Raw genomic sequence first — 20,063 nt, 5'->3', positions numbered from 1 at the left:
TCGCGCAGCGGTCAGCGGACCGCTTTGCGGGCGCCGGCGATGAACTGGTTGATCAGGCCCTTCAATCCGACCTCGAGGGCTTTTCCGGGCACGGGAAGCGACGGATCGGAGGTCATGGTGTAGACCACGCGGGTACCCGTGCCCTCGTCGGCGAAGGTGATCACGCCGGTATGGCTTTTCACCGGGGCGCCTTTGACGACCTTGTACTCCATTCGCTCACCGGGGACGAGTTCGGTGATCTCCTCCACGATGCCGACCGGTCCCACCCCGATCTTGTGCTGAGCGCCGACGCCCTCGCGCTCGGTATGACCCGGTTTGACGAGGGTGATGTTCACCGCGAGAAACGGGCTGATGCTCTCGCGGTCGGCGAACAGCCGGTACACGGTCGCGCGCGGAGCGTCGATGACGGTATCGACGGTGGTGCTGGCCATGGAAGTTCTCCTCTTTCGTCGAGCTGTGCCCGGAGCATACGGCGCGGCGGAGGTGCCGGGCTCGCCGCGCTCCGCGCCCCGCGCGCGTAGCCGTTAACCGATCGATTGCCCCGACCATCGACGGACACCGCTGGAATGCGGCGTGTCTCCACCACGGGTTGAGGGTTTGCCGACATCATCGCTGCATGAGGATGCTGGCGCTGCTGTCGAAGAATTCCGAGACGCTGCCCGGCCGGACCGGGACCGCCCGGGTCGACCGTGACACGCGGCGGCTACTGGAGCGGGTCGGACCTGGGGATATCGCTGTCCTCGACGAGATGGATCTGGATCAGGTCACCGCCGATCGTCTGGTCGGCGCGGGAGTGGTGGCGGTGGTGAACACCTCACCCTCGATCTCGGGTCGCTATCCGAATATCGGCCCCGAGGTCTTGGTGGCCAACGGTGTGCTGCTGCTGGACACGGTCAGCTCCGACGCGTTCGGGCGGATCAAGGACGGGGCCCGGGTACGGATCGAGGGCGGCGTCGTCTACGCCGACCGGTTCACCCGCAAGGAGCCCGAGGTCCTGGTCGAATGCCTGGAACTCGACGAGGAGGCCGTCGCCGACCGGATGTGTGAGGCGCGTAACGGGCTGGCCGGGCATCTGGAGTCGTTCGCCGGCGACGCGCTCGAATTCATCCGGGCCGAATCGTCGCTGCTCATGGATGGGATCGGGGTGCCCGATCCGGATCTGGACTTCAACGGCCGGCAGGTGGTCGTGGTCGGTGACGGACCCGGGCATGCCGAGGATCTGAAGAAACTCAAACCGTTCATCAAGGAGTACGCCCCGATCATGGTCGGGGTGGGGCGCGGGGCGGAGGCCATGCGCCGGGCCGGATACAAACCCGATCTGATCGTCGCCAATCCCGAGGATCTGGCCGCGAGAACCCTGACCGCCGGCGCCGAGTTGATCGTGCCGGCGGATCTGACCGGCCGGGCCGAGGGGCTGGAGCGGGTGAAGGAACTGGGTATCGGGGCGATCACCTTCCCGTGCTCGGGTACCCCCGCGGATCTCGCCCTGCTGCTGGCCCATCACCACGGTGCCTCGCTCATCGTGACCGCGGGCGCGGCGGCGTCACTGGAGGAATTCTTCGACCGGGGGCGCCGCGACAGCAACCCGGCGACCTTCCTGACCCGGCTCAAGGTCGGGGAGTCGATCATGGACGCGACCGCGGTGGCCACGCTGTATCGCAGCCGGGTCTCCGGTGCGATCATCTCGCTGCTGGTGCTGGCGGCGCTGGTGGTGGTGATCGTGGCCGTTCTGGCCGCCGGGCACGGTAGCGAGGTGCTGGCGCAGGCGCAGGAGGTGCTGACCCGTGCCGAGGCATGGGGTCGCGAGGTGCTGGCCCGTCCGGAGTAGCCCGGCGGGCCCGAAGCGCGCGCGGGGCCGGAGCGTGGGAGTGGCGCGTGTGGGCGCGGCGGCGGGGCGCGATGCCGAGTGGCGGCGTCGGCGGGGTGGGGACGGTGCCGGACCGACGTGGGGCGGTGAGCCGGCGTGGCGAGGGCGGCGCCGGAGGTGTGGGCAATTCCTCAGCGTTCTGTATCCGGCACCCGGGCGGTGGCTGGGTGCCCACACGCCGCCGTCCTGGCGTGAGAGAAGTGGCCGGTGGTGCCGCCGGTGCGGATGAGGGCGTTCCGGCTGTGATCCTCCGGCTGTGCCGCCTCGCGGATATCGGCGATCGGGTGGTTAACCGGGGGTGGCGGTCGATTGTCTCCCCGGATTCGTGTTACCGTGAAGACCCGTGGGTCATACACGGATTCAGGCGCGGACAGCCACCAAACACATCTTCGTCAGTGGTGGCGTCGCCTCATCACTCGGTAAGGGTCTCACCGCCTCCAGCCTCGGTCAGTTGCTGACGGCGCGGGGGCTACGGGTCACCATGCAGAAGCTCGACCCCTATTTGAACGTCGATCCCGGCACCATGAATCCGTTCCAGCACGGAGAGGTGTTCGTCACCGAGGACGGCGCCGAGACCGACCTCGATGTGGGCCACTACGAGCGGTTCCTCGACCGGGATCTGTCCCAGGACGCCAACGTCACCACCGGCCAGGTCTACTCCTCGGTGATCGCGAAGGAGCGGCGTGGGGAGTATCTGGGCGATACGGTGCAGGTGATCCCGCACATCACCGACGAGATCAAGGCGCGCGTCCTGGCGATGCGCGGCCCGGACCTGCAGGGGCAGGAGCCGGATGTGGTGATCACGGAGATCGGTGGCACGGTCGGCGATATCGAATCCCAGCCCTTCCTGGAGGCGGCCCGCCAGATCCGCCACGATGTCGGACGCGACAACGTCTTCTTCCTGCACGTCTCCCTGGTGCCCTATCTGGCGCCCTCGGGGGAGCTCAAGACCAAACCCACCCAGCATTCGGTGGCCGCACTGCGCAGTATCGGTATCCAGCCCGATGCGCTGATCCTGCGCTGCGACCGCGAGGTGTCGGCCGGTCTCAAGAGCAAGATCGCGCTGATGTGCGATGTGGAGGTCGACGCCTGTATCTCCACCCCCGACGCGCCCTCGATCTACGACATCCCCAAGGTGCTGCATCGCGAGGGCCTCGACGCCTATGTGGTGCGCAAACTCGGGCTGCCGTTCCGGGACGTGGACTGGACCGTCTGGGGCGATCTCCTCGACCGCGTGCACGCACCCCGGGAAACGGTGGAGGTCGCGCTGGTCGGCAAATACGTGGACCTGCCCGATGCCTACCTGTCGGTGACCGAGGCCCTGCGGGCCGGTGGTTTCGCCCATCGGGCGAAGGTGAAGCTGCGCTGGGTGCAATCCGACGACTGCGAGACCGCGGCCGGGGCGCAGGCGGCACTGCGCGATGTGGACGCGGTGCTGATTCCCGGCGGGTTCGGAATCCGTGGCATCGAAGGCAAGGTCGGGGCGATCCGGCACGCCCGCACCCGGAAACTGCCGCTGCTGGGTCTGTGTCTGGGGCTGCAGTGCATGGTCATCGAGGCGGCACGGTCGGTGGGACTGACCGACGCCAACTCCGCCGAGTTCGAACCCGATACCGAGCATCCGGTGATCTCCACCATGGCCGATCAGGAAGAGGCCGTGGCCGGTGCGGCCGATCTGGGCGGCACCATGCGGCTCGGCGCCTATCCCGCGGTGCTCGAGAAGGGATCGGTGGTGGCCCGCGCCTATCACGGCACCGAGGTTTCCGAACGGCACCGGCACCGGTACGAGGTGAACAACTCCTACCGCGACAAGATCGCGACCAGCGGGCTCCGGTTCAGCGGCACCTCGCCGGACGGGCATCTGGTGGAGTTCGTGGAACTGCCCGGCGATATCCATCCGTTCTTCGTCGGCACCCAGGCCCATCCCGAACTGAAGAGCCGGCCCACCCGGCCGCATCCGTTGTTCGCCGAGCTGATCGCCGCCGCGCTGCGCTACAAACTGGCCGAACGGCTGCCCGTGGATATCCCGGGGGAGCAGGAGTTGGCCGGCGCCTCCGAGAGCGCGTCGTGACCCCGGCCGATCCGGCCCCGGGCAGGCATACCTTCCCGACGGTGGACAGCCGGGTCGTCTACAGCGGTGCGATCCTCGCGTTGCGGGTCGACCGGGTCGAGATGCCGGACGGCCGGGTCGTGGAACGCGAGGTGGTCGAACATCACGGGGCCGTGGCGGTGGTGGCGGTCGACGACGACGGGCAGGTCGTACTGATCCGGCAGTACCGGCATCCGCTGGGCGAGCGGTTGCTGGAGTTGCCGGCGGGCCTGATCGACATCCCGGGCGAGGACCCGCTGGAGGCCGCGAAACGCGAACTCGCCGAGGAGACCGGGCTCGCGGCCCGGGACTGGTCGGTGCTGGTGGATGTGGCGCTCTCGCCCGGATTCACCGACGAAGCACTGCGCGTGTACCTCGCGCGGGGCCTCACCGAAACCCACCGCCCCGACCCCGAACACGAGGAAGCCGACCTGGAACTGGTGCGGATGCCGCTCGCCGAGGCGGTGCGCGCCGCGCTGGCGGGCGATATCGTCAACGCGACCGCGGTCGCCGGCCTGCTCGCGCTCGGCACCGCGGACGCCGCCGGTCTGCCGCTGCGCGCGGCCGACGCGTCGTGGCCCGGGCAGCCGCACGCGCTGCTGCGGCGCCAGGCGGCCCAGCGGTCCGCGGACTGACCGGGCGGAGACCGTGCGGGAGGTCGACGTATTCCTGGACCACCTGGCGGTGGAGCGGGGTGCGGCGCGCAGCACTCTGTCCGCGTACCGGCGAGATCTGGGACGTTACCGGGAGTTCCTGACCGGGCGCGGGGTCGCCGGGCTCGAGGCGGTCACCGAGAGCGATATCGGGGAGTTCGCCGTCGCGCTGCGCACCGGTGACCCCGACCATCCGCCGCTGGCGCCCGGCTCGGTGGCGCGGGCACTGATCGCCGTGCGCGGCCTGCACCGGTTCGCCGCGGCCGAGGGGCTGATCAGCGCCGACGTCGCGCATACGGTGAAACCGCCGATGGTGGGCCAGCGTCTGCCGAAAGCGCTGCCGGTCGATCAGGTGTTGCGGCTGCTCGACGCGGCGGGCGCGGACGCCGGAGCCGGCGGGGAAGCCGCCGCGCGTGGACTGCGCGACCGGGCGCTACTGGAACTGCTGTATTCGACCGGGGCGCGGATCTCGGAAACCATCGGCCTCGATATCGACGATATCGACACCACCAACCGCGCGGTCGTGCTGCGCGGTAAAGGCGGCAAACAACGAATCGTGCCCATCGGCCGCCCCGCCCTGGCCGCCCTGGACGACTATCTGGTGCGCGGCCGCCCGGTGCTGGCGACGGGCGGCCGAGGTCCGCGGACACCGGGTTCGGCGGCGGCGTTGTTCCTCAATGTGCGCGCCGGCCGCCTGTCCCGGCAGAGCGCCTGGCAGGTACTGCAACGCGCCGCCGAGCACGCCGGGATCACCGCGACCGTCTCGCCGCACACCCTGCGGCATTCGTTCGCCACGCATCTGCTGGACGGCGGCGCGGATGTGCGGGTGGTGCAGGAGCTCCTGGGTCACGCGTCGGTAACCACCACGCAGATCTACACCCTCGTAACGGTCGGTACCCTGCGCGAGGTCTGGGCCACTGCACACCCCCGAGCACGGTAAACACCAACACGCCGTCGATACACACGGTGCTCGAGTGGTGACAAGCGGTAGCGTCTAAGTCGAGCCGGACCGTGGCGAAAGCGAGACCGTGCCTTGATCGGCCTCGTTACGCTCTACGAGGTGACGGGCAGGAACGTATAAGGAGCAGCGGATCGTGACGACAGCCGGAGGGCCGGAATCGGCCAGGGGCGCCGAGAACGACGATCGCGCCGCGTCGGTGTGGGGCGCGGGCCCCGAGCCCGTACCCGCCGACGCCGCACTCGGTCCGACGGGCCGCCCGCTACGGAGTGTGCCCGATCCTCCGGAGCCGTCCCATGACGGCAATGCGCTGATCGTGGCGATGTGCAACCAGAAGGGCGGGGTCGGGAAGACCACGTCCACCATCAACCTGGGGGCGGCGCTGGCGGAGTACGGCCGCCGGGTGCTGCTGGTGGATCTGGACCCGCAGGGTGCGCTGTCGGCGGGACTCGGGGTGGCCCATCACGATCTGCATCTGACCGTGCACAACCTGCTGATCGGGTCGCCGGTGAGTGCCGACGATGTGCTGATGCAGACCAAAGTCGAGAATCTGGATCTGCTGCCGAGCAATATCGACCTGTCCGCGGCGGAGATCCAGCTGGTGAACGAGGTCGGGCGCGAGCAGTCGCTGGGGCGCGCGCTGGAGCCGATCCGCGACCGCTACGACTACATCCTGATCGACTGCCAGCCCTCGCTGGGGCTGTTGACCGTGAACGCGCTGGCCTGCTCGGACGGCGTCATCATCCCGATGGAGTGCGAGTATTTCTCGTTGCGCGGGCTGGCGTTGCTCAACGACACCGTGGAGAAGGTGCGGGACCGGCTGAATCCGCGGTTGAGCCTGTACGGCATCGTGGTGACCATGTTCGATGCCCGGCTTTTGCATTCTCGTCAGGTGATGGCGCGTGTGGTGGAGGTGTTCGGGGAGCTGGTGTACGACACGGCGATCGCGCGCACCGTGCGATTCCCGGACGCCAGTGTCGCCGGTGAGCCGATCACCACGTGGGCGCCGAAGTCCGGTGGCGCCGAGGCGTATCGGGCGATGGCACGGGAAGTCATCTTCCGGTCCGGTCGGTGAGCGCGGCATCCCGACCCGCTTCGCCGACGAGTGACCCCGCACCGGATCCGGATCCGGCGGCTCCGGCCGCGGAGAAGTCCGGTTTCCATCTGCGGCTGAGCAATTTCGAGGGTCCGTTCGATCTGCTGTTGCAGTTGATCTCGCAGCGGCGTCTCGATGTGACCGAGGTGGCGTTGCATCGGGTCACCGATGAGTTCATCGCCTATACGAAGGCACTCACCGCGGGGTTGGCGGAGCCGGGGAATTCGCTGCGTACCGACAAGATCCTGGACCAGACCACCGAATTCCTGGTGGTGGCGGCGACGCTGCTGGATTTGAAGGCCGCGCGTCTGCTGCCCTCCGGTGAGGTGACCGATCCCGATGATCTCGAACTGCTCGAGGCCCGGGACCTGCTGTTCGCCCGGTTGCTGCAGTACCGGGCGTTCAAGCAGGTCGCCGAGTTGCTGGCCGAGCTGGAGGCGGCGGCGTTGCGCCGGTATCCGCGGGCGGTGAGTCTGGAGGAGCGGTTCGCGAGTCTGCTCCCCGAGGTATCGCTCGGAGTGGACGCTGCCGGATTCGCCGAGATCGCGGCCGCCGCGTTCCGGCCGCGGCCGACACCTACGGTGGGGTTGGACCATCTGCATGCCCACACCGTGTCGGTGGCCGAGCAGGCGACGCTGGTACTGGAGCGGTTGCGGGCGCGTGGTGCGGGAACCTGGACCACATTCGCCGATCTGGTGTCCGATTGCGCGGCGCCGATCCAGATCGTGGCCCGTTTCCTGGCGCTGCTCGAGCTGTACCGCGGTCGCTCGATCGAGTTCGACCAGCCCGACCCACTGGGCCCACTGGCAGTCCGCTGGGTCGGCGAGGAGGCCGAGAGCGCCCCGGTAACCATCGAGGAGGATTACGGATGAGCGAGGACCCGGAGGCGGTAGCGGAGCGTGACCACGCAGGGGCCTCGGTCATCCGTGAGGGGCACAGCATGAGCGAGGACCGGGAGGCGGTAGCGGAGCGTGACCACGCAGGGGCCTCGGTCATCCGTGAGGGGCACAGCATGAGCGAGGACCCGGAGGCGGTAGCGGAGCGTGAAAAACAGAGCATGAGCGAGACTGTGACCGAATTCGCGCCCGAGTCGCTGGACGACGACGAGTTCCGGTCGGCGCTGGAGGCTTTGTTGCTCGTCGTGGACACTCCCGCGCCGGTAGAACAGCTGGCCGCGGTCCTGGACGAGCCCCCGCAGCGGGTGGAGCGGACACTGCGGGAGATGTCGGCGGAGCTGGCCGCACGGCGTAGTGGGATGGATCTGCGTTTCGCCGGAGACGGGTGGCGCTTCTATACTCGCAGCGAGTACGCACCCTATGTGGAGCGTATGTTGCTCGACGGCGCCCGGTCGAAGTTGACCCGGGCGGCTCTGGAGACGCTGGCGGTGGTGGCATACCGTCAGCCGGTGACCCGGGCACGGGTCAGCGCGGTGCGCGGTGTCAATGTCGACGGTGTGATGCGCACCCTGCTGGCCAGGGGTCTGATCACCGAGGCGGGCGCCGACCCGGAAACCAACGGCACGCTCTACGGCACCACCGAGTTGTTCCTGGAACGGATCGGCCTGGCGTCGCTGAGCGATCTACCGGAGTTGGCCCCCCTGCTGCCGGGGGTCGACCTGATCGACGAGATCAATGACAGTCTGGAGACGGATCCCCGTTACACCAGGCTGCGCAAACCCGCCGAGGACGATCTGAAACTCGGCGCCGAGGATTGACAGGAATATCGTGAACACACCCGCTCGCCGAGATGGCATACCGGATCGAAGAAAACGCGGCGACCAGGCCGGTCGCGGCCGGGGCGCACCGCGCGCGACGGGCGAGTCCCGGCGCGGCGGCGGTGACTCGCCCCGCACCGGCGGCCCGCGCAGTCAGGAACGCGGCGCACGTAGCGACCAGGTGCAGCGCACCGGGCGTACCGGAGGTGGCGCCGGACAGGGGACCCGCGGCGGCGCCCAGGGCACCCGGGGCGGAGCGTCCCAGGGGAGCCGCGGCCAGGCCGCTCAGAGCGGTCGCGGTGGTACCGGGCAGGGCGTCCGCAGCGGTCGGCCCCCCGCGGCGCGCGGCGGAGCCGGCGGCGGTTCGCGGACCGGCGGCCGGCCGGGAGCCGGCGCGCCGGCGCGCCGGAGCCAGACACCGCGGGTATCGGGTCCGCCCCAGCTGAGCAATGCGAAACCCGCCCGGCACCAGTACGTGGACCCGGAGGAACGCGGGCCCGAGAAGCTGCCGTGGGGTCAGGGCGAGCGTCTGCAGAAGGTGCTCGCGAAGGCCGGTGTGGCGTCGCGGCGGGCGGCCGAGGAACTGATCGAGCAGGGCCGGGTCGAGGTGGATGGCCTCATCGTGCGCGAACAGGGCCTGCGGATCGACCCGGAGAACGCGGTGGTGCGGGTCGACGGGACCCGGGTGGTGGTGCGCGAGGAACTGGTGCATCTGGCGTTGAACAAACCCCGGGGCTGGCAGTCCACGATGTCCGACGATCTGGGTCGTCCGTGTGTCGGCGATATCGTCGCCGAGCGGGTCGCGGCGGGGCAGCGGCTGTTCCACGTCGGACGCCTGGACGCCGATACCGAGGGCCTGCTGCTGCTCACCAACGACGGTGATCTCGCCCATCGGCTGATGCATCCCTCCTACGAGATGCCCAAGACCTACCTGGCGACCGTGCAGGGCGAGGTGCACCGTTCGACCGGCAAGACCCTGCGCGACGGTGTGGAGCTCGAGGACGGCCCCGCCAAGGTGGACAAGTTCCAGGTGCTCGAAACCGAACCGGGACGCTCCCTGGTGAAGGTGGTGTTGCACGAAGGGCGCAAACATATCGTGCGCCGGTTGCTGGACGCGGTCGGTCATCCGGTGATCAGGCTGGTCCGCACCCATATCGGTCCGGTGGTGCTGGCGGACCAGCGTCCGGGCACCCTGCGGGTGCTGGGACGCGACGAAATCGGCAAACTCTACGAGGCGGTGTCATTGTGAAGGGGGTCGTTGTGAACGGTGTGGAAGCTGCGGTGGGAGTCGTGGCGGACCCGGCCGGCGGCCGGTCGCTGGTGGTGGCGATGGACGGTCCTTCGGGGACCGGCAAGTCCAGCGTCTCGCGGCGGCTGGCGGCGCGGCTGGATGCCCGCTATCTCGATACCGGCGCCATGTACCGGGTCGCCACCCTGCAGGTGTTGCGGGCGGGGATCGATCCCGCCGACTCCGCCGCCGTGATCGCGGCGGTGACCGATATGCCGTTGCGGATCGGCACCGATCCCGGCCGTGAACTGATCGAACTCGACGGCGCCGATGTCCGCGAGGAGATCCGGGGCACGGCGGTCACCGCGGCGGTCTCGGCCGTTTCGGCGGTGCCCGAGGTGCGCGAACAGCTGGTGGCGTTGCAGCGGGAGATCGCGGTGAGCGCGGGACGGATCGTGGTCGAGGGCCGCGATATCGGGACCACCGTGCTGCCCGACGCGGACGCCAAGATCTATCTGACCGCCTCCGCGCAGGCGCGGGCGCACCGGCGCAATCAGCAGAACATCGCCGAGGGCCGCGGTGACGACTACGCCGGAGTCCTCGCCGATGTGCAGCGCCGGGATCGGCTCGATTCCACCCGCGCGGTATCGCCGCTGCGGCGGGCCGAGGACGCGGTGCAGGTCGATACCAGTGACCTGAGCATGGACGAGACCATCGAGGAACTGTTCGGTGAGGTCGCCCGGCAGCTGGACCGGCCCCGGGTTCGCCAGGGGTCCGCGCGGCGCGGTGGAGCCGCCGGATGAGCGCGGAAACCACCGGCGATGTCCTGGCCGGCGACGGAGTCTGGAGTGACGAGACCGAGTGGGAGATCGCCGATCTCACCGGTGACCCGGAGGCCGCCGACCATCTGCCCATGCCTACCCTGGCGGTCGTCGGCCGTCCGAACGTCGGTAAATCGACCCTGGTGAACCGGATTCTGGGCCGCCGTGAGGCGGTGGTCGAGGATGTGCCCGGGGTGACCCGTGACCGGGTGTCCTATGAGGCGTTCTGGGCGGGCCGGCGTTTCTGGGTGCAGGACACCGGCGGCTGGGAGCCCGACGCCAAGGGTCTGCAGCAGTCGGTGGCCCGGCAGGCGGAACTGGCCATGAACACCGCCGATGCGATTCTGCTGGTGGTGGACGCGGTGGTCGGCGCCACCGCCACCGACGAAGCCGCGGTGAAAGTGCTGCGGCGGGCGAAGACACCGGTCATCCTGGTCGCGAACAAGGTCGATGATCAGCGCATCGAGTCGGATGCGGCGGCGCTGTGGTCGCTGGGGCTGGGCGAACCGCGGATGGTGTCCGCGGCGCACGGCCGCGGTACCGGTGACCTGCTCGACGATGTTCTCGAGGTGCTGCCCGAGACGCCCCGCGAGGGGACCGGCGGGGCCGGCGGGCCGCGCCGGGTGGCGCTGGTCGGGAAACCGAATGTCGGCAAATCGAGTTTGCTGAACAAACTGGCCGGCGATGAGCGATCGGTGGTGCACGATATCGCCGGTACCACTGTCGACCCGGTGGATTCGCTGGTGGAATTGGGCGGCAAGGTATGGCGTTTCGTCGATACCGCCGGGCTCCGGCGCAAGGTCGCCAACGCCAGCGGGACCGAGTTCTATGCCTCGCTGCGCACCAAATCGGCTCTCGAGGCCTCCGAGGTGGCGATCATGCTGATCGACTCCTCGCAGCCGATCACCGAACAGGACCTGCGGGTGATCGGGCTGGTCGCCGATTCCGGGCGGGCGCTGGTGCTGGCGTTCAACAAATGGGATCTGGTCGACGAGGACCGGCGCCTGCAACTCGACCGTGAGGTCGATCGGGATCTGGTGCGGGTGCCGTGGGCGCAGCGCGTCAACATTTCCGCGCATACCGGCCGCGCGGTGCAGAAACTGGTTCCGGCCATGGAGACCGCGCTGGAGTCCTGGGACAAACGCATCCCGACCGGCCGGTTGAACACCTGGCTGAAAGAAGTGATCGCCGCGACTCCGCCGCCGATGCGCGGCGGCCGGTTGCCCCGGGTGCTGTTCGCGACCCAGGCCACCACCCGGCCCCCGACGTTCGTGCTGTTCACCACGGGCTTCCTGGAGGCCGGTTACCGGCGATTCCTGGAGCGCCGGTTGCGTGAGGAGTTCGGATTCGACGGTTCGCCGGTCCGGATCTCGGTGCGCATCCGGGAGAAGCGCGTCAGGAAGTGATTCGCGCGCTCACCCACCTTCTCGCCGGTGGGTGAGCGCGGGAACGCCCGTCGCGGACCGGCCGTGCCGGTAATCCACTCGGGCCGGCCGTGCCGGTAATCCACTCGGGCCGGGCGGGTCCGCTGTGCCGGAACCGCCCCGGTATGCCCGGGCCCGGGTTACCCTGCAGGGCGGGCGCCGTACGTCGGTGCGCAGTGAGGAGCGGTTGGTGGCAGGTCGCACCATGCGGGCGGTGTCGGTGTACCTGCGGCTCACCCGTAAGCGCGGGATGGCGACCGCGGAGAAGGCCCGCGCGGCCATGGCCGAGCCGGCCGGCGACCACAATCCGCCCACGTGGTTACGCCGCCGGCACCGGGTCGCCGAGGGCGCCGTCGACGGATTCCCCTGCTATTCGGTCGGGCCCCGGACCCGTCCGGAATCCGGCACGGTCGTCGTCTACCTCCACGGTGGCAGCTTCTTCCGTGAGATCAGCCGGTGGCATTGGCGATTCATCGATCGTCTGGTCTCGGCGGGGCATCGGGTGGAGGTACCCATCTATCCACTGGCTCCCCGTCACACCTATCGGGCCGCGCGGCCCTACCTGACGGCCGTGTACCGGCGCGTACTCGATGAATTCGACGCCGAACGCGTGGTTCTCGCCGGAGACTCCGCGGGTGGCACGCTGGCACTGCTGCTCGCCCAAGCACTGCCCGCCGCGGGCCTGCCCGCGCCCGCGCGGCTGATCCTGCTGGCGCCGTGCCTGGATATGCGGCTGGCCAACCCGGAGATCGACCGGGTACAGCGGGCCGACCCCTGGCTGGCGCGGCCCGGTCTGCTGGAGGCGGGGCGAGTGTGGGCCGGCGGGGACGATCTGGGCCGGCCGGAACTCAGCCCGATCAACGGACCGCTGGACGGGCTGCCGCCCACCGATATCTACGTCGGCACCCACGACATCCTCTACCCCGACGCACGGTTGTTCGCCGAACGCGCGGGCGCCGCAGTGCGTCTCGTGGAGGAGCCCGGGGCTTTTCATGTATACCCGCTGGTTCCGGTGCCCGAAGCCGGGCCGGTGATCCGCGGGATACTGGCTGCTATCGACGGTATTCGAGCTGGTAGGAGTGGGTGAGGACGGCTTCGCGGTCCGGTTGGGTGCCCGGTCGGGTACGGAACCGGATCGGCGGCAGCCGATCTCGTGAACAGTCTGTGAACCAGCGCGGAAATCCGCTGTTTCGACCGTGACGGTGCACAGCGAAGCAAAGGGCGGTACCGTACCCCGGCGTGACTACTTGTCTGCCATCGAATCACCCGAGGCGGGAGCCGGAATGACTGTCGAGCCGCCGATTGAGGACGATGTCACGAAGCTGGCCCAGCGAGTCGAGCACGCCCGCAGCCGACTGGCCTACCAGTTCGATCCCGCCCTCACCGAGGCATTGTCGGAGACGGAGCTGAGCGCCGAACGTGATCTCGCCGAGCGCATCCGGGAGCAGGAGCGGGGTCAACGCTGGAAGGAGATCCAGGCGGTAGCCTCCGCCAACGATCGGGCCAGGCAGACCACCGAGCAGATCGAGAAGGCGGATATGCGCGACCTCTTGCTCGCCCGCAAGGCCATCGCTGCGCAGCGCCGGGAGTCCAGCCCGCATGCCAAACTGGCGTCGCTGTACCGCCATCGGTCCTGGTCGTTGCGCGCGCTGGCCGGTGTGGTCGCCGCGGGCATGCTGTGGTCGGCGGTCAACGTCCAGCAGAACATCGCGCCCACCGGTGCCTCCGACCCACTGTTCTGGTTCAGCTATCTGCTGGAAGCGATGATCAGCGCCTGCCTGATCATCATCATGATCGGCACCAACAAGGTGGCCGAATGGGGTGTGATCAACAACCGTAGACAGGTGGCGACGGCGGAGGTCGCGCTGCTGGGGCTGACCGTCGGACTCAACACCTACCCGTATGTGCGGGTGGGTGACTGGTACGACGTCGCGGTGCACGCGGTGGCGCCGGTGATGATCGGTGTGGCCCTGCTCATCCACGACGCGGTCAGCAGCCGCTACGGGATGGCGATTCTGCGGGCCACCGAACAGGTCCGCGTGCTGCCGGACCCGGCCGAGCAGATCCGCAACAACCTGCACCGGGTCAATGTGCACCGGGCCGCCCTCGCGGCCGAGGCGTCGACCACCCTGCCGATCGGCGATTCCGCCGGCGCGGCGAAACCGGCGGCGTTGGAAGCGGCGAAGCAGGACACCGTCACCGCAACGACTTCGAACGGATCGGCTTTCCGGTCCGAGGGCAAAGCCGGTGATTCGGGAAAACGCCGTTCCGGCGATCTGGCGGAGGTCACGTCAGGTCTGATCGGCCGGACCAGTTCGCTACTGGATGAAATGGCCACCAACTCGCCGCTGTTCGATGAGGGTTCAGCGGCCTCGAAACCGGCCGAGGTGACCGATAAACTCCCGGTCACCAAGAAGCTCGGGCAGAGCAAACGGAACTCCGCGACGAACGGCAACGGCTCGGCCAAGAACGGCAACGAGGTCAAGGGCAAGATGTCCGGCGACAAGGAAACCGACGAGTTCCTCGATGTCGTGCGCAACTCAGACGGATACGACACCGGGCAGTTCCGGGTGGCCGACATCCTGGAGCAGGAACTCGCCGAACTCCAGGCCGAACGCCGGAAGGCGCGTTCCGGACGCACCCGCAGTACCTCCACGAACGGGGCCTGACCGGCCCGGCGCCGGATTTCGTGCCGCCTCCCGGTGCTTCCACGCACTACCGTGGAAACAGACGGTGAGGAGGCACGATGTCCGAGCACACGCCCACCGGGCGCAAACCCGCCGGGATCGACTTCGAGTCCTGGGTCGATCGCAAGATCCGGGAAGCCACCGAACGCGGCGAGTTCGAGAACCTGCCGGGTGCGGGCAGACCGCTTCCGGGTGCGGGCAATCCGTATCACGATGAGAACGCCTGGTTGCGCGACTATCTGCGTCGGGAGGGTGTGAGCGGCGATCTGATGCTGCCGCCGGCGCTGCAGCTACGCCGTGAGATCGAGCGGTTACCGGACACCGTGGCCGATCTGTCCGCCGAGGCGGAGGTCCGCGCGACAGTGGCCGAACTCAATCGTCGGGTGGTCGATTGGCTGCGTATGCCCACCGGACCGCAGGTGCCGATCGCGCCCGTCGACGCCGACGAGGTGGTGCGTGCCTGGCGGTCGGCCTCGGACGCGGCGCGGGGTGCGGCCCGCGACGCGCCACGGCCGGAATCGGTTTCCCGCGGGACCGCCGATGCGCGCGAACCGTCCCGGTGGTGGCGCCGGATCTTCGGCGGGCGGTGAGCCGATACCGCCGCGCCGGACCGCGGCGGTGCGGTTGTATGGAGGGATGGACGCACGGACCCTCGCCGACCGTATCGAGATCAACGATCTGCTCACCCGCTACGCGACCGCGGTCGACGACAAGGATTGGACGCTGTACCGCTCCGTCTTCACCGCGGACGCGCAGATCGACTACACCAGCGCCGGCGGTCCGGCCGGTGATCTCGAAACCGTGGTCGCCAAGCTGACCGAACAGCTCGCCCTGTTCGCCCGGACTCAGCATTTCATCTCCAATATCGCGGTCGATCTGGCCGGTGACACGGCGAAGGTGCGGGCGATGTTCTTCAACCCGATGATCGTGTCCCCGGGTCGGCAGTTCACCTGTGGCGGCTGGTACAACCACGATCTGGTTCGGACGCCGGAAGGCTGGCGCAGCGCCCGATTGCTCGAGGAAGCGGCGTGGTTCGACGGGATCGAGGCGGCATTCGCGCAGTAGGGGCGCTGCCACCGGTCACGACCGCGATGTGAGTGGGGACACCGGCGATCGGGCCCGGTTCCCGGATTGGAGCCCGCCAGCCCGGGTACGCGGTCCATGTCCGACCGCAACAACCGATTGTTCGGAGGTGGATGCAGTGGCCGAGCGCAAAAGCGTCGGAGAAGGCATCGAAGGTGTTGTCGAAGGTGTGAAGGGCAAGGTCAAGGAAGCCGCGGGAGCGGTTCTCGACAACGACTCCCTGCGCACCGAGGGCAAGGCCCAGCAGGACAAGGGCGATGCCCAGCGAACCGCGGCCGAGAAGGAGGCCGAGGCCCACGATGAGCGTCTGAAGGCCGCCGATGCCGAGAGCCGGCAGCGCGGCGAACAGGATCCGGCCAGGCAGACGGAGACTCCGACGGATCGGGACGCCTGATCTCTTTACCGCTTCCGGTGCTCGCCGGCAGCGAAGTTCAGCCCGACGCGGCGGCCACTCACCGGGTGGCCGCCGCGTTGCACATCATGAAGAGCCCGGAGAAACGGCGGTTCGTGTCGGTGCTGCTGCTTCCGTGTGGCCGTGCAATTCATACACCGCGAAGGCGGTGCGGATCACCGGCTGCGCGACATTGCGCACCCGGATCCCGCCCGGGGTGCTACCGCGTTCGGTTCCGATATGGGCGTGGCCGTGTACCGCGAGATCGACACCGTGATTGTCGATGGGTTCGCCCAGCAGATAAGAGCCCAGAAATGGGTAGATCTCCCGGGGTTCGCCGTGCAGCGTGTCGCTGACCGGCGAGTAGTGCGTCAGAGCGACGGTGACATCGGTATCCAGCCCGGCCAGGGCGCTGTCCAGCCGTGCGGCCAGGTCGACCGTATGACCCGCGAACTCCCGCATCAGCCGCTCCCCGAACACGCTGGCGCATTTGCCGGCGAAACCGCCACCGAAGCCTTTGGTACCGGCGATACCCAGAGTGCGGTCGCCGATCTCGATTGTCGTGGCGGTGCCTTCGAGCACCGTGACGCCATGGGTCTCGAGCACAGCGGCGACCGTGTCGGCGGCGTCGCTGTGATAATCGTGGTTGCCGAGAACGGCGACGACCGGCACTCCCACCTCGGCGAATTCGCCGGCGACGACCTCGGCCTCGGCCACGGTCCCGTGCCGGGTCAGATCACCGGCCAGCAGCAGCACGTCCGCGCGCTCCGGTAGCTCCCGCAGCGCCGGTGCCAGCGACCCACGCGAATCCGTACCCAGATGGATATCTCCGACAGCGGCGATCCGCATCTGCCCACTCCTTCCGCTCGGTGCTCAGTCACCGAGGTCTTCGCACTCACCCGGCCGGGAGGCCGTGGTCACGCGGACGTCGTTGTGGATCGGCACGCCCGGTGCGATGTCGTGCACCACGTCCTCCAGCAGCTTCCGCCGCCGCGCCGTGCGTACCTCGCCGTCGAGCACGATGGCGTCGCCGCGGATCCGCACCTGCACGCCCTGTTCGGCGGTGCGCGCGTCCTCGGTGAGCGCGCGATGCAGTTCGGCGGCGAGATACTCGGCCGGCCGGGGACGGGAAGTGGGGGAGGGCTCGGACATCATCGGGCCTTTCCGGTGGCCGGATCCGGTGCTCGGGTGCCGGCGATGCCGAGGTCGTCGACGAGTCCGAGAAAGGCCCGGGCGTACGGGGAATGCTCGGTCTGTGCGCGCACCGTGGGCCAGTCCACCTGTTCGCGGAGATCGCGCGCGATCCGCAGCAGCGGAGCGAGATCGAGCCGGTGGGCGTCGAACACCAGCAGTTTGTCGACCATCAGATCGGTGCCGTCCACCACCGGGGCCACCGTGGGGCCGACGCGCATGGTGACGGCCCGGGCCAGTAGCGCGTCGTCGACCTCACGATTGTTCGGCCGGTGGATGACGTCGATGAGGGTGTCGCCGTCGTAGGCCTTGATCAGCCAGTCCTCGGCGGCGTCGGCGATCCGCAGCCCGGCGCGGGCCAATTCACTGCGGGCCCGGGAACTGTCCACGGGTTTGACGAGGAGGTCGACATCGTGGTCCGACGCCGGGCCGCCGCGCGCGTACACCGCGCAGCCACCGGCCACGGCGAAGGGGATGCCCTGACGTGACAGTGCGTTGGCAGCCCGGGTCAAGGCATGCAACAGCTGGTCGAGCGTCGGAGCCATATCGTGCGGCTACCCGCCGGGACGGTGCCTAATCAGCGGATCGCCGTAGCGGCCGTGGGAAGCCGGCCCGCCACCAGGTTCCAGGTCGGGGTCAGGACTCCGCGTCCCGGCGCCGGCGGCGGTGACTGGTATCGCAGAGCGGGTAGGTCCGGGAGCGTTTGCACAGACAGATCGCCACCAGGAACCGGTCGACGCGCAGCGGGTTCCCGTCGGCGTCCACCAGCTCCACGGGGCCCTCGATCAATGCCGGACCGTCCGAAGTGAATCTGATCCGGGTCCGATCACCGGCCGCGGACGCCGGGGCGGGCCCTGCGGTATCCGGATCGGCCGGTCCGGACAATCCGGTGCGGGCCGGCGATCCCGCCGGACGAGCGCATCCGCCGTCACGGTGGTGCGCCGGCCCGGAATCCGCCGGCCTGGAATCCGCCGGTTTGTGGACCGCGGCCAGCAGAGTGTCGGGATCGGGTGGGATATCACCGGGTCCGGTCGGCACGGATCACCACCAACTCCTCGTGCCGCTGTCCGGGCCGGATGAGCCCACGGGTGCGTAGCCAGCCGGTGCGATCCCGCATCACCGGCCCGAACGGGATCACCGTCCGCGCGACCACCGTGGCCTTCAGCCCGCCCGCCCGCAGCTGACGCAGGCTGGCACCGGGATCGGCGACCGCGGAGTGCACGAGCAGCGCGATACCGCCGGCACCGAGCAGTTGCGGCATCTTGGTGCAGAGCGGATCCAGCAGTGATCGGCCGTGCCGGCCGGCGTCCCAGGAGCGGGCCGCCCCGCGCGGCCGGTCCGGATTCTCACTCGGCACATAGGGCGGATTCGCCAGGATCACATCGAACCGGCGGCCGTCGACCGCCCGGGTGACGTCACCGCACAGCAGTTCCAGGCGCACCCCGTGCAGCCGGCTGTTCAGCCATGCCGAGGCCACCGCGGCGCGGGAGAGGTCCACCGCGGTCACCCGGGCGGCGCCGCGGCGCGCGGCGTGAATGGCCAGCGCCCCGGTTCCGGTGCAGGCGTCGAGCACATGTGCGCCCGCCGGGAGGGCCGCCTCGGTCATCGCGCGGGCCAGCAGCCAGGTATCGGGCTGTGGGCGGTATACGCCCGGTGCACGGACCAGCACCGGCCTCACCGCCCCGAGGCCCGTAGGGAGCTGTGCCCGGTGTCCCAGCATCGCAGCGTCGTATCGGTGAACCGGTCTTCGAGGAGATCGGTGGCCTGGATGCCGAAAACCACCGATTCGGCCAGTCCGGGTTCCCGGCGTAACAGGTCACCGAGGACATCGTGGCGTACAACCTGTTCGTGGACGGCGTCGGCGGTCACATGTTCGCGGTAGAACCGGACACAGTCCGGATGGGCGGAGAAACGCCGCAGGGCCTCGACCATCACCGCCGAGGCCGGCGAGGAGGTGATCTCGACCGCCGCGAAATGACCCACCAGGGCGCCTCGCAGCGCGCGATGCAGGCCGAACAGCGACATCAAATCGACCAGCGCCAGCATCGGGGCGGGCACGATGTCGAGGTAGTGGAGGTAGCCGTCGTCCAGGCCGGCGCCGCGCAGCAGATCGGCGTAGAGGCGGGCGTGCACCCGGTCGCCACGACCACCGCCGAACTCGTCGTATTCGATCGCGACCAGGCCGGCCTTCGCCTGTCCGCGGAGCCGCGGGATCACCCAGACGACGGGATCGGCCTCCTTGTGGTGATAGAGCGAACGCTGGACGAAATACTCGCGAACCTGCCACCAGCTGCCCTCGTCGCGCAGATAGCGGGCGAGCCCACCGCTCGCGGGCACCGTGAGCAGCCGTTCGAGTTCGGCGTCCACATCGTGGCCGCCCGGTACCCCTGCGCGCAGCGCCGACTCGAAATGCCGTTCCAGATCGCGCCGCAGCGCCAGCAGTCCGGGGTCCCATTCCCAGTCCGGGTCCACATCCCGCAAGCCCTGGTAATGCAGTTCGTAACAGGTGTGCAGGGCCAGATGCAGGTCGTCTCCGAACGGGTCGATATCCACCGGGATGCCGGGAACCGGGCTGCCGGGTTCCGCGGGCAGCACGGCCAGCAGGTCTGCCGACAGTGGTCCCCTGGGCAGGGGCAGCGGCGCGCCGTCGAGGGCGCGACCGGCCACGGAGAGTGTTTCGACCATGGCTCCAACCTTTCGTGGCGAGCCCGGCGTGGCGGCCGCGGAACGGTCCGGGTGCCGGGCCGGTACTCGTTATCCGGGGGGAATCCTCGCGTTCCGTGGCGAGCGGGCGAGGTGGGCCGTGCCACGTGCGGCGGCGGCGTCCGGAGTAGTCATCTCGTCACCCTCCGCTCATCGGT

Annotated in this window: 22 protein-coding genes; 15 read left to right on the top strand and 7 right to left on the bottom strand. The window is 69.1% G+C overall.

What is annotated here, in order from left to right; translation table 11 throughout:
* Positions 1-11 precede the first annotated feature (11 nt).
* Entirely contained in the window at positions 12-431 is a 420-nt protein-coding gene (locus AB0F41_RS10405) for an SRPBCC family protein (protein WP_357422491.1), read from the bottom strand.
* A 185-nt stretch (positions 432-616) separates the two neighbouring features.
* On the opposite strand from AB0F41_RS10405, the gene steA reads away from it, so the two are divergent.
* The 15 genes from steA to AB0F41_RS10330 all read left to right on the top strand — a co-directional run bounded on the left by steA (position 617) and on the right by AB0F41_RS10330 (position 16,014).
* Positions 617-1,828 (top strand): putative cytokinetic ring protein SteA, encoded by a 1,212-nt coding sequence (gene steA, locus AB0F41_RS10400; protein WP_357422490.1) that lies wholly within the window; start codon positions 617-619, stop codon positions 1,826-1,828.
* A 382-nt stretch (positions 1,829-2,210) separates the two neighbouring features.
* Positions 2,211-3,938, top strand: a complete 1,728-nt coding sequence (locus tag AB0F41_RS10395) for a CTP synthase (RefSeq protein WP_357422489.1) — start codon at positions 2,211-2,213, stop codon at positions 3,936-3,938.
* Between the two features lie 41 nt (positions 3,939-3,979).
* The gene (locus AB0F41_RS10390) at positions 3,980-4,591 is read left to right on the top strand and encodes an NUDIX hydrolase (RefSeq protein WP_357422488.1); all 612 of its coding nucleotides are present in this window, start codon (positions 3,980-3,982) and stop codon (positions 4,589-4,591) included.
* Between the two features lie 13 nt (positions 4,592-4,604).
* On the top strand, positions 4,605-5,549 hold the full coding sequence (locus AB0F41_RS10385) for a site-specific tyrosine recombinase XerD (protein ID WP_357422487.1): 945 nt from the start codon (positions 4,605-4,607) through the stop codon (positions 5,547-5,549).
* A 217-nt stretch (positions 5,550-5,766) separates the two neighbouring features.
* Positions 5,767-6,642, top strand: a complete 876-nt coding sequence (locus AB0F41_RS10380; RefSeq protein ID WP_357422508.1) for a ParA family protein — start codon at positions 5,767-5,769, stop codon at positions 6,640-6,642.
* An 89-nt stretch (positions 6,643-6,731) separates the two neighbouring features.
* Complete coding sequence (locus AB0F41_RS10375; RefSeq protein WP_357422507.1) at positions 6,732-7,535, top strand: segregation/condensation protein A; 804 nt, start codon at positions 6,732-6,734, stop codon at positions 7,533-7,535.
* 185 nt (positions 7,536-7,720) lie between these two features.
* Complete coding sequence (scpB, locus tag AB0F41_RS10370; RefSeq protein ID WP_357422506.1) at positions 7,721-8,377, top strand: SMC-Scp complex subunit ScpB; 657 nt, start codon at positions 7,721-7,723, stop codon at positions 8,375-8,377.
* Positions 8,378-8,387: 10 nt separating this feature from the next.
* Positions 8,388-9,626: a pseudouridine synthase gene (locus AB0F41_RS10365; RefSeq protein WP_357422486.1), complete on the top strand. Its 1,239-nt coding sequence runs from the start codon at positions 8,388-8,390 to the stop codon at positions 9,624-9,626.
* A gap of 80 nt (positions 9,627-9,706) precedes the next feature.
* Entirely contained in the window at positions 9,707-10,408 is a 702-nt protein-coding gene (gene cmk / locus AB0F41_RS10360) for a (d)CMP kinase (RefSeq protein ID WP_357422505.1), read from the top strand.
* Positions 10,405-11,832, top strand: a complete 1,428-nt coding sequence (der, locus tag AB0F41_RS10355; RefSeq protein WP_357422485.1) for a ribosome biogenesis GTPase Der — start codon at positions 10,405-10,407, stop codon at positions 11,830-11,832. Before cmk ends, der begins: the two co-directional genes overlap by 4 nt.
* A 208-nt stretch (positions 11,833-12,040) precedes the next feature.
* Positions 12,041-12,937: an alpha/beta hydrolase gene (locus tag AB0F41_RS10350; protein ID WP_357422484.1), complete on the top strand. Its 897-nt coding sequence runs from the start codon at positions 12,041-12,043 to the stop codon at positions 12,935-12,937.
* A 196-nt stretch (positions 12,938-13,133) separates the two neighbouring features.
* Complete coding sequence (locus tag AB0F41_RS10345) at positions 13,134-14,519, top strand: hypothetical protein (RefSeq protein ID WP_357422483.1); 1,386 nt, start codon at positions 13,134-13,136, stop codon at positions 14,517-14,519.
* 77 nt (positions 14,520-14,596) lie between these two features.
* The gene (locus AB0F41_RS10340) at positions 14,597-15,127 is read left to right on the top strand and encodes a DUF1992 domain-containing protein (RefSeq protein ID WP_357422482.1); all 531 of its coding nucleotides are present in this window, start codon (positions 14,597-14,599) and stop codon (positions 15,125-15,127) included.
* Between the two features lie 46 nt (positions 15,128-15,173).
* Positions 15,174-15,602 carry a nuclear transport factor 2 family protein gene (locus tag AB0F41_RS10335; protein ID WP_357422481.1) on the top strand — a complete coding sequence of 143 codons (429 nt, stop codon included), beginning with the start codon at positions 15,174-15,176 and terminating at the stop codon, positions 15,600-15,602.
* Positions 15,603-15,738: 136 nt separating this feature from the next.
* Positions 15,739-16,014 (top strand): CsbD family protein, encoded by a 276-nt coding sequence (locus tag AB0F41_RS10330; RefSeq protein ID WP_357422480.1) that lies wholly within the window; start codon positions 15,739-15,741, stop codon positions 16,012-16,014.
* Positions 16,015-16,098: 84 nt separating this feature from the next.
* On the opposite strand, the gene AB0F41_RS10325 is transcribed toward AB0F41_RS10330, so the two are convergent.
* The 6 genes from AB0F41_RS10325 to AB0F41_RS10300 all read right to left on the bottom strand — a co-directional run bounded on the left by AB0F41_RS10325 (position 16,099) and on the right by AB0F41_RS10300 (position 19,887).
* Positions 16,099-16,860 (bottom strand): metallophosphoesterase, encoded by a 762-nt coding sequence (locus AB0F41_RS10325; RefSeq protein ID WP_357422479.1) that lies wholly within the window; start codon positions 16,858-16,860, stop codon positions 16,099-16,101.
* Positions 16,861-16,884: 24 nt separating this feature from the next.
* Positions 16,885-17,163, bottom strand: coding sequence for a BON domain-containing protein (locus tag AB0F41_RS10320; RefSeq protein ID WP_357422478.1), 279 nt, complete (start codon positions 17,161-17,163; stop codon positions 16,885-16,887).
* A complete protein-coding gene (locus tag AB0F41_RS10315; RefSeq protein WP_357422477.1) occupies positions 17,163-17,747 on the bottom strand; it encodes a hypothetical protein in 585 nt (194 codons plus the stop codon). The genes AB0F41_RS10320 and AB0F41_RS10315 overlap by 1 nt, the downstream gene beginning before the upstream one ends.
* A gap of 91 nt (positions 17,748-17,838) precedes the next feature.
* Complete coding sequence (locus tag AB0F41_RS10310) at positions 17,839-18,018, bottom strand: CDGSH iron-sulfur domain-containing protein (protein ID WP_357422504.1); 180 nt, start codon at positions 18,016-18,018, stop codon at positions 17,839-17,841.
* Between the two features lie 202 nt (positions 18,019-18,220).
* Positions 18,221-18,871, bottom strand: coding sequence for a HemK2/MTQ2 family protein methyltransferase (locus tag AB0F41_RS10305; RefSeq protein ID WP_357422476.1), 651 nt, complete (start codon positions 18,869-18,871; stop codon positions 18,221-18,223).
* Between the two features lie 5 nt (positions 18,872-18,876).
* A complete protein-coding gene (locus AB0F41_RS10300) occupies positions 18,877-19,887 on the bottom strand; it encodes an iron-containing redox enzyme family protein (protein ID WP_357422475.1) in 1,011 nt (336 codons plus the stop codon).
* Between the last annotated feature and the right edge of the window lie 176 nt (positions 19,888-20,063).

The organism is Nocardia sp. NPDC024068 (genome assembly GCF_040638875.1).
Taxonomy (GTDB): domain Bacteria; phylum Actinomycetota; class Actinomycetes; order Mycobacteriales; family Mycobacteriaceae; genus Nocardia.
This window is presented reverse-complemented; position numbering and strand designations above follow the sequence as displayed.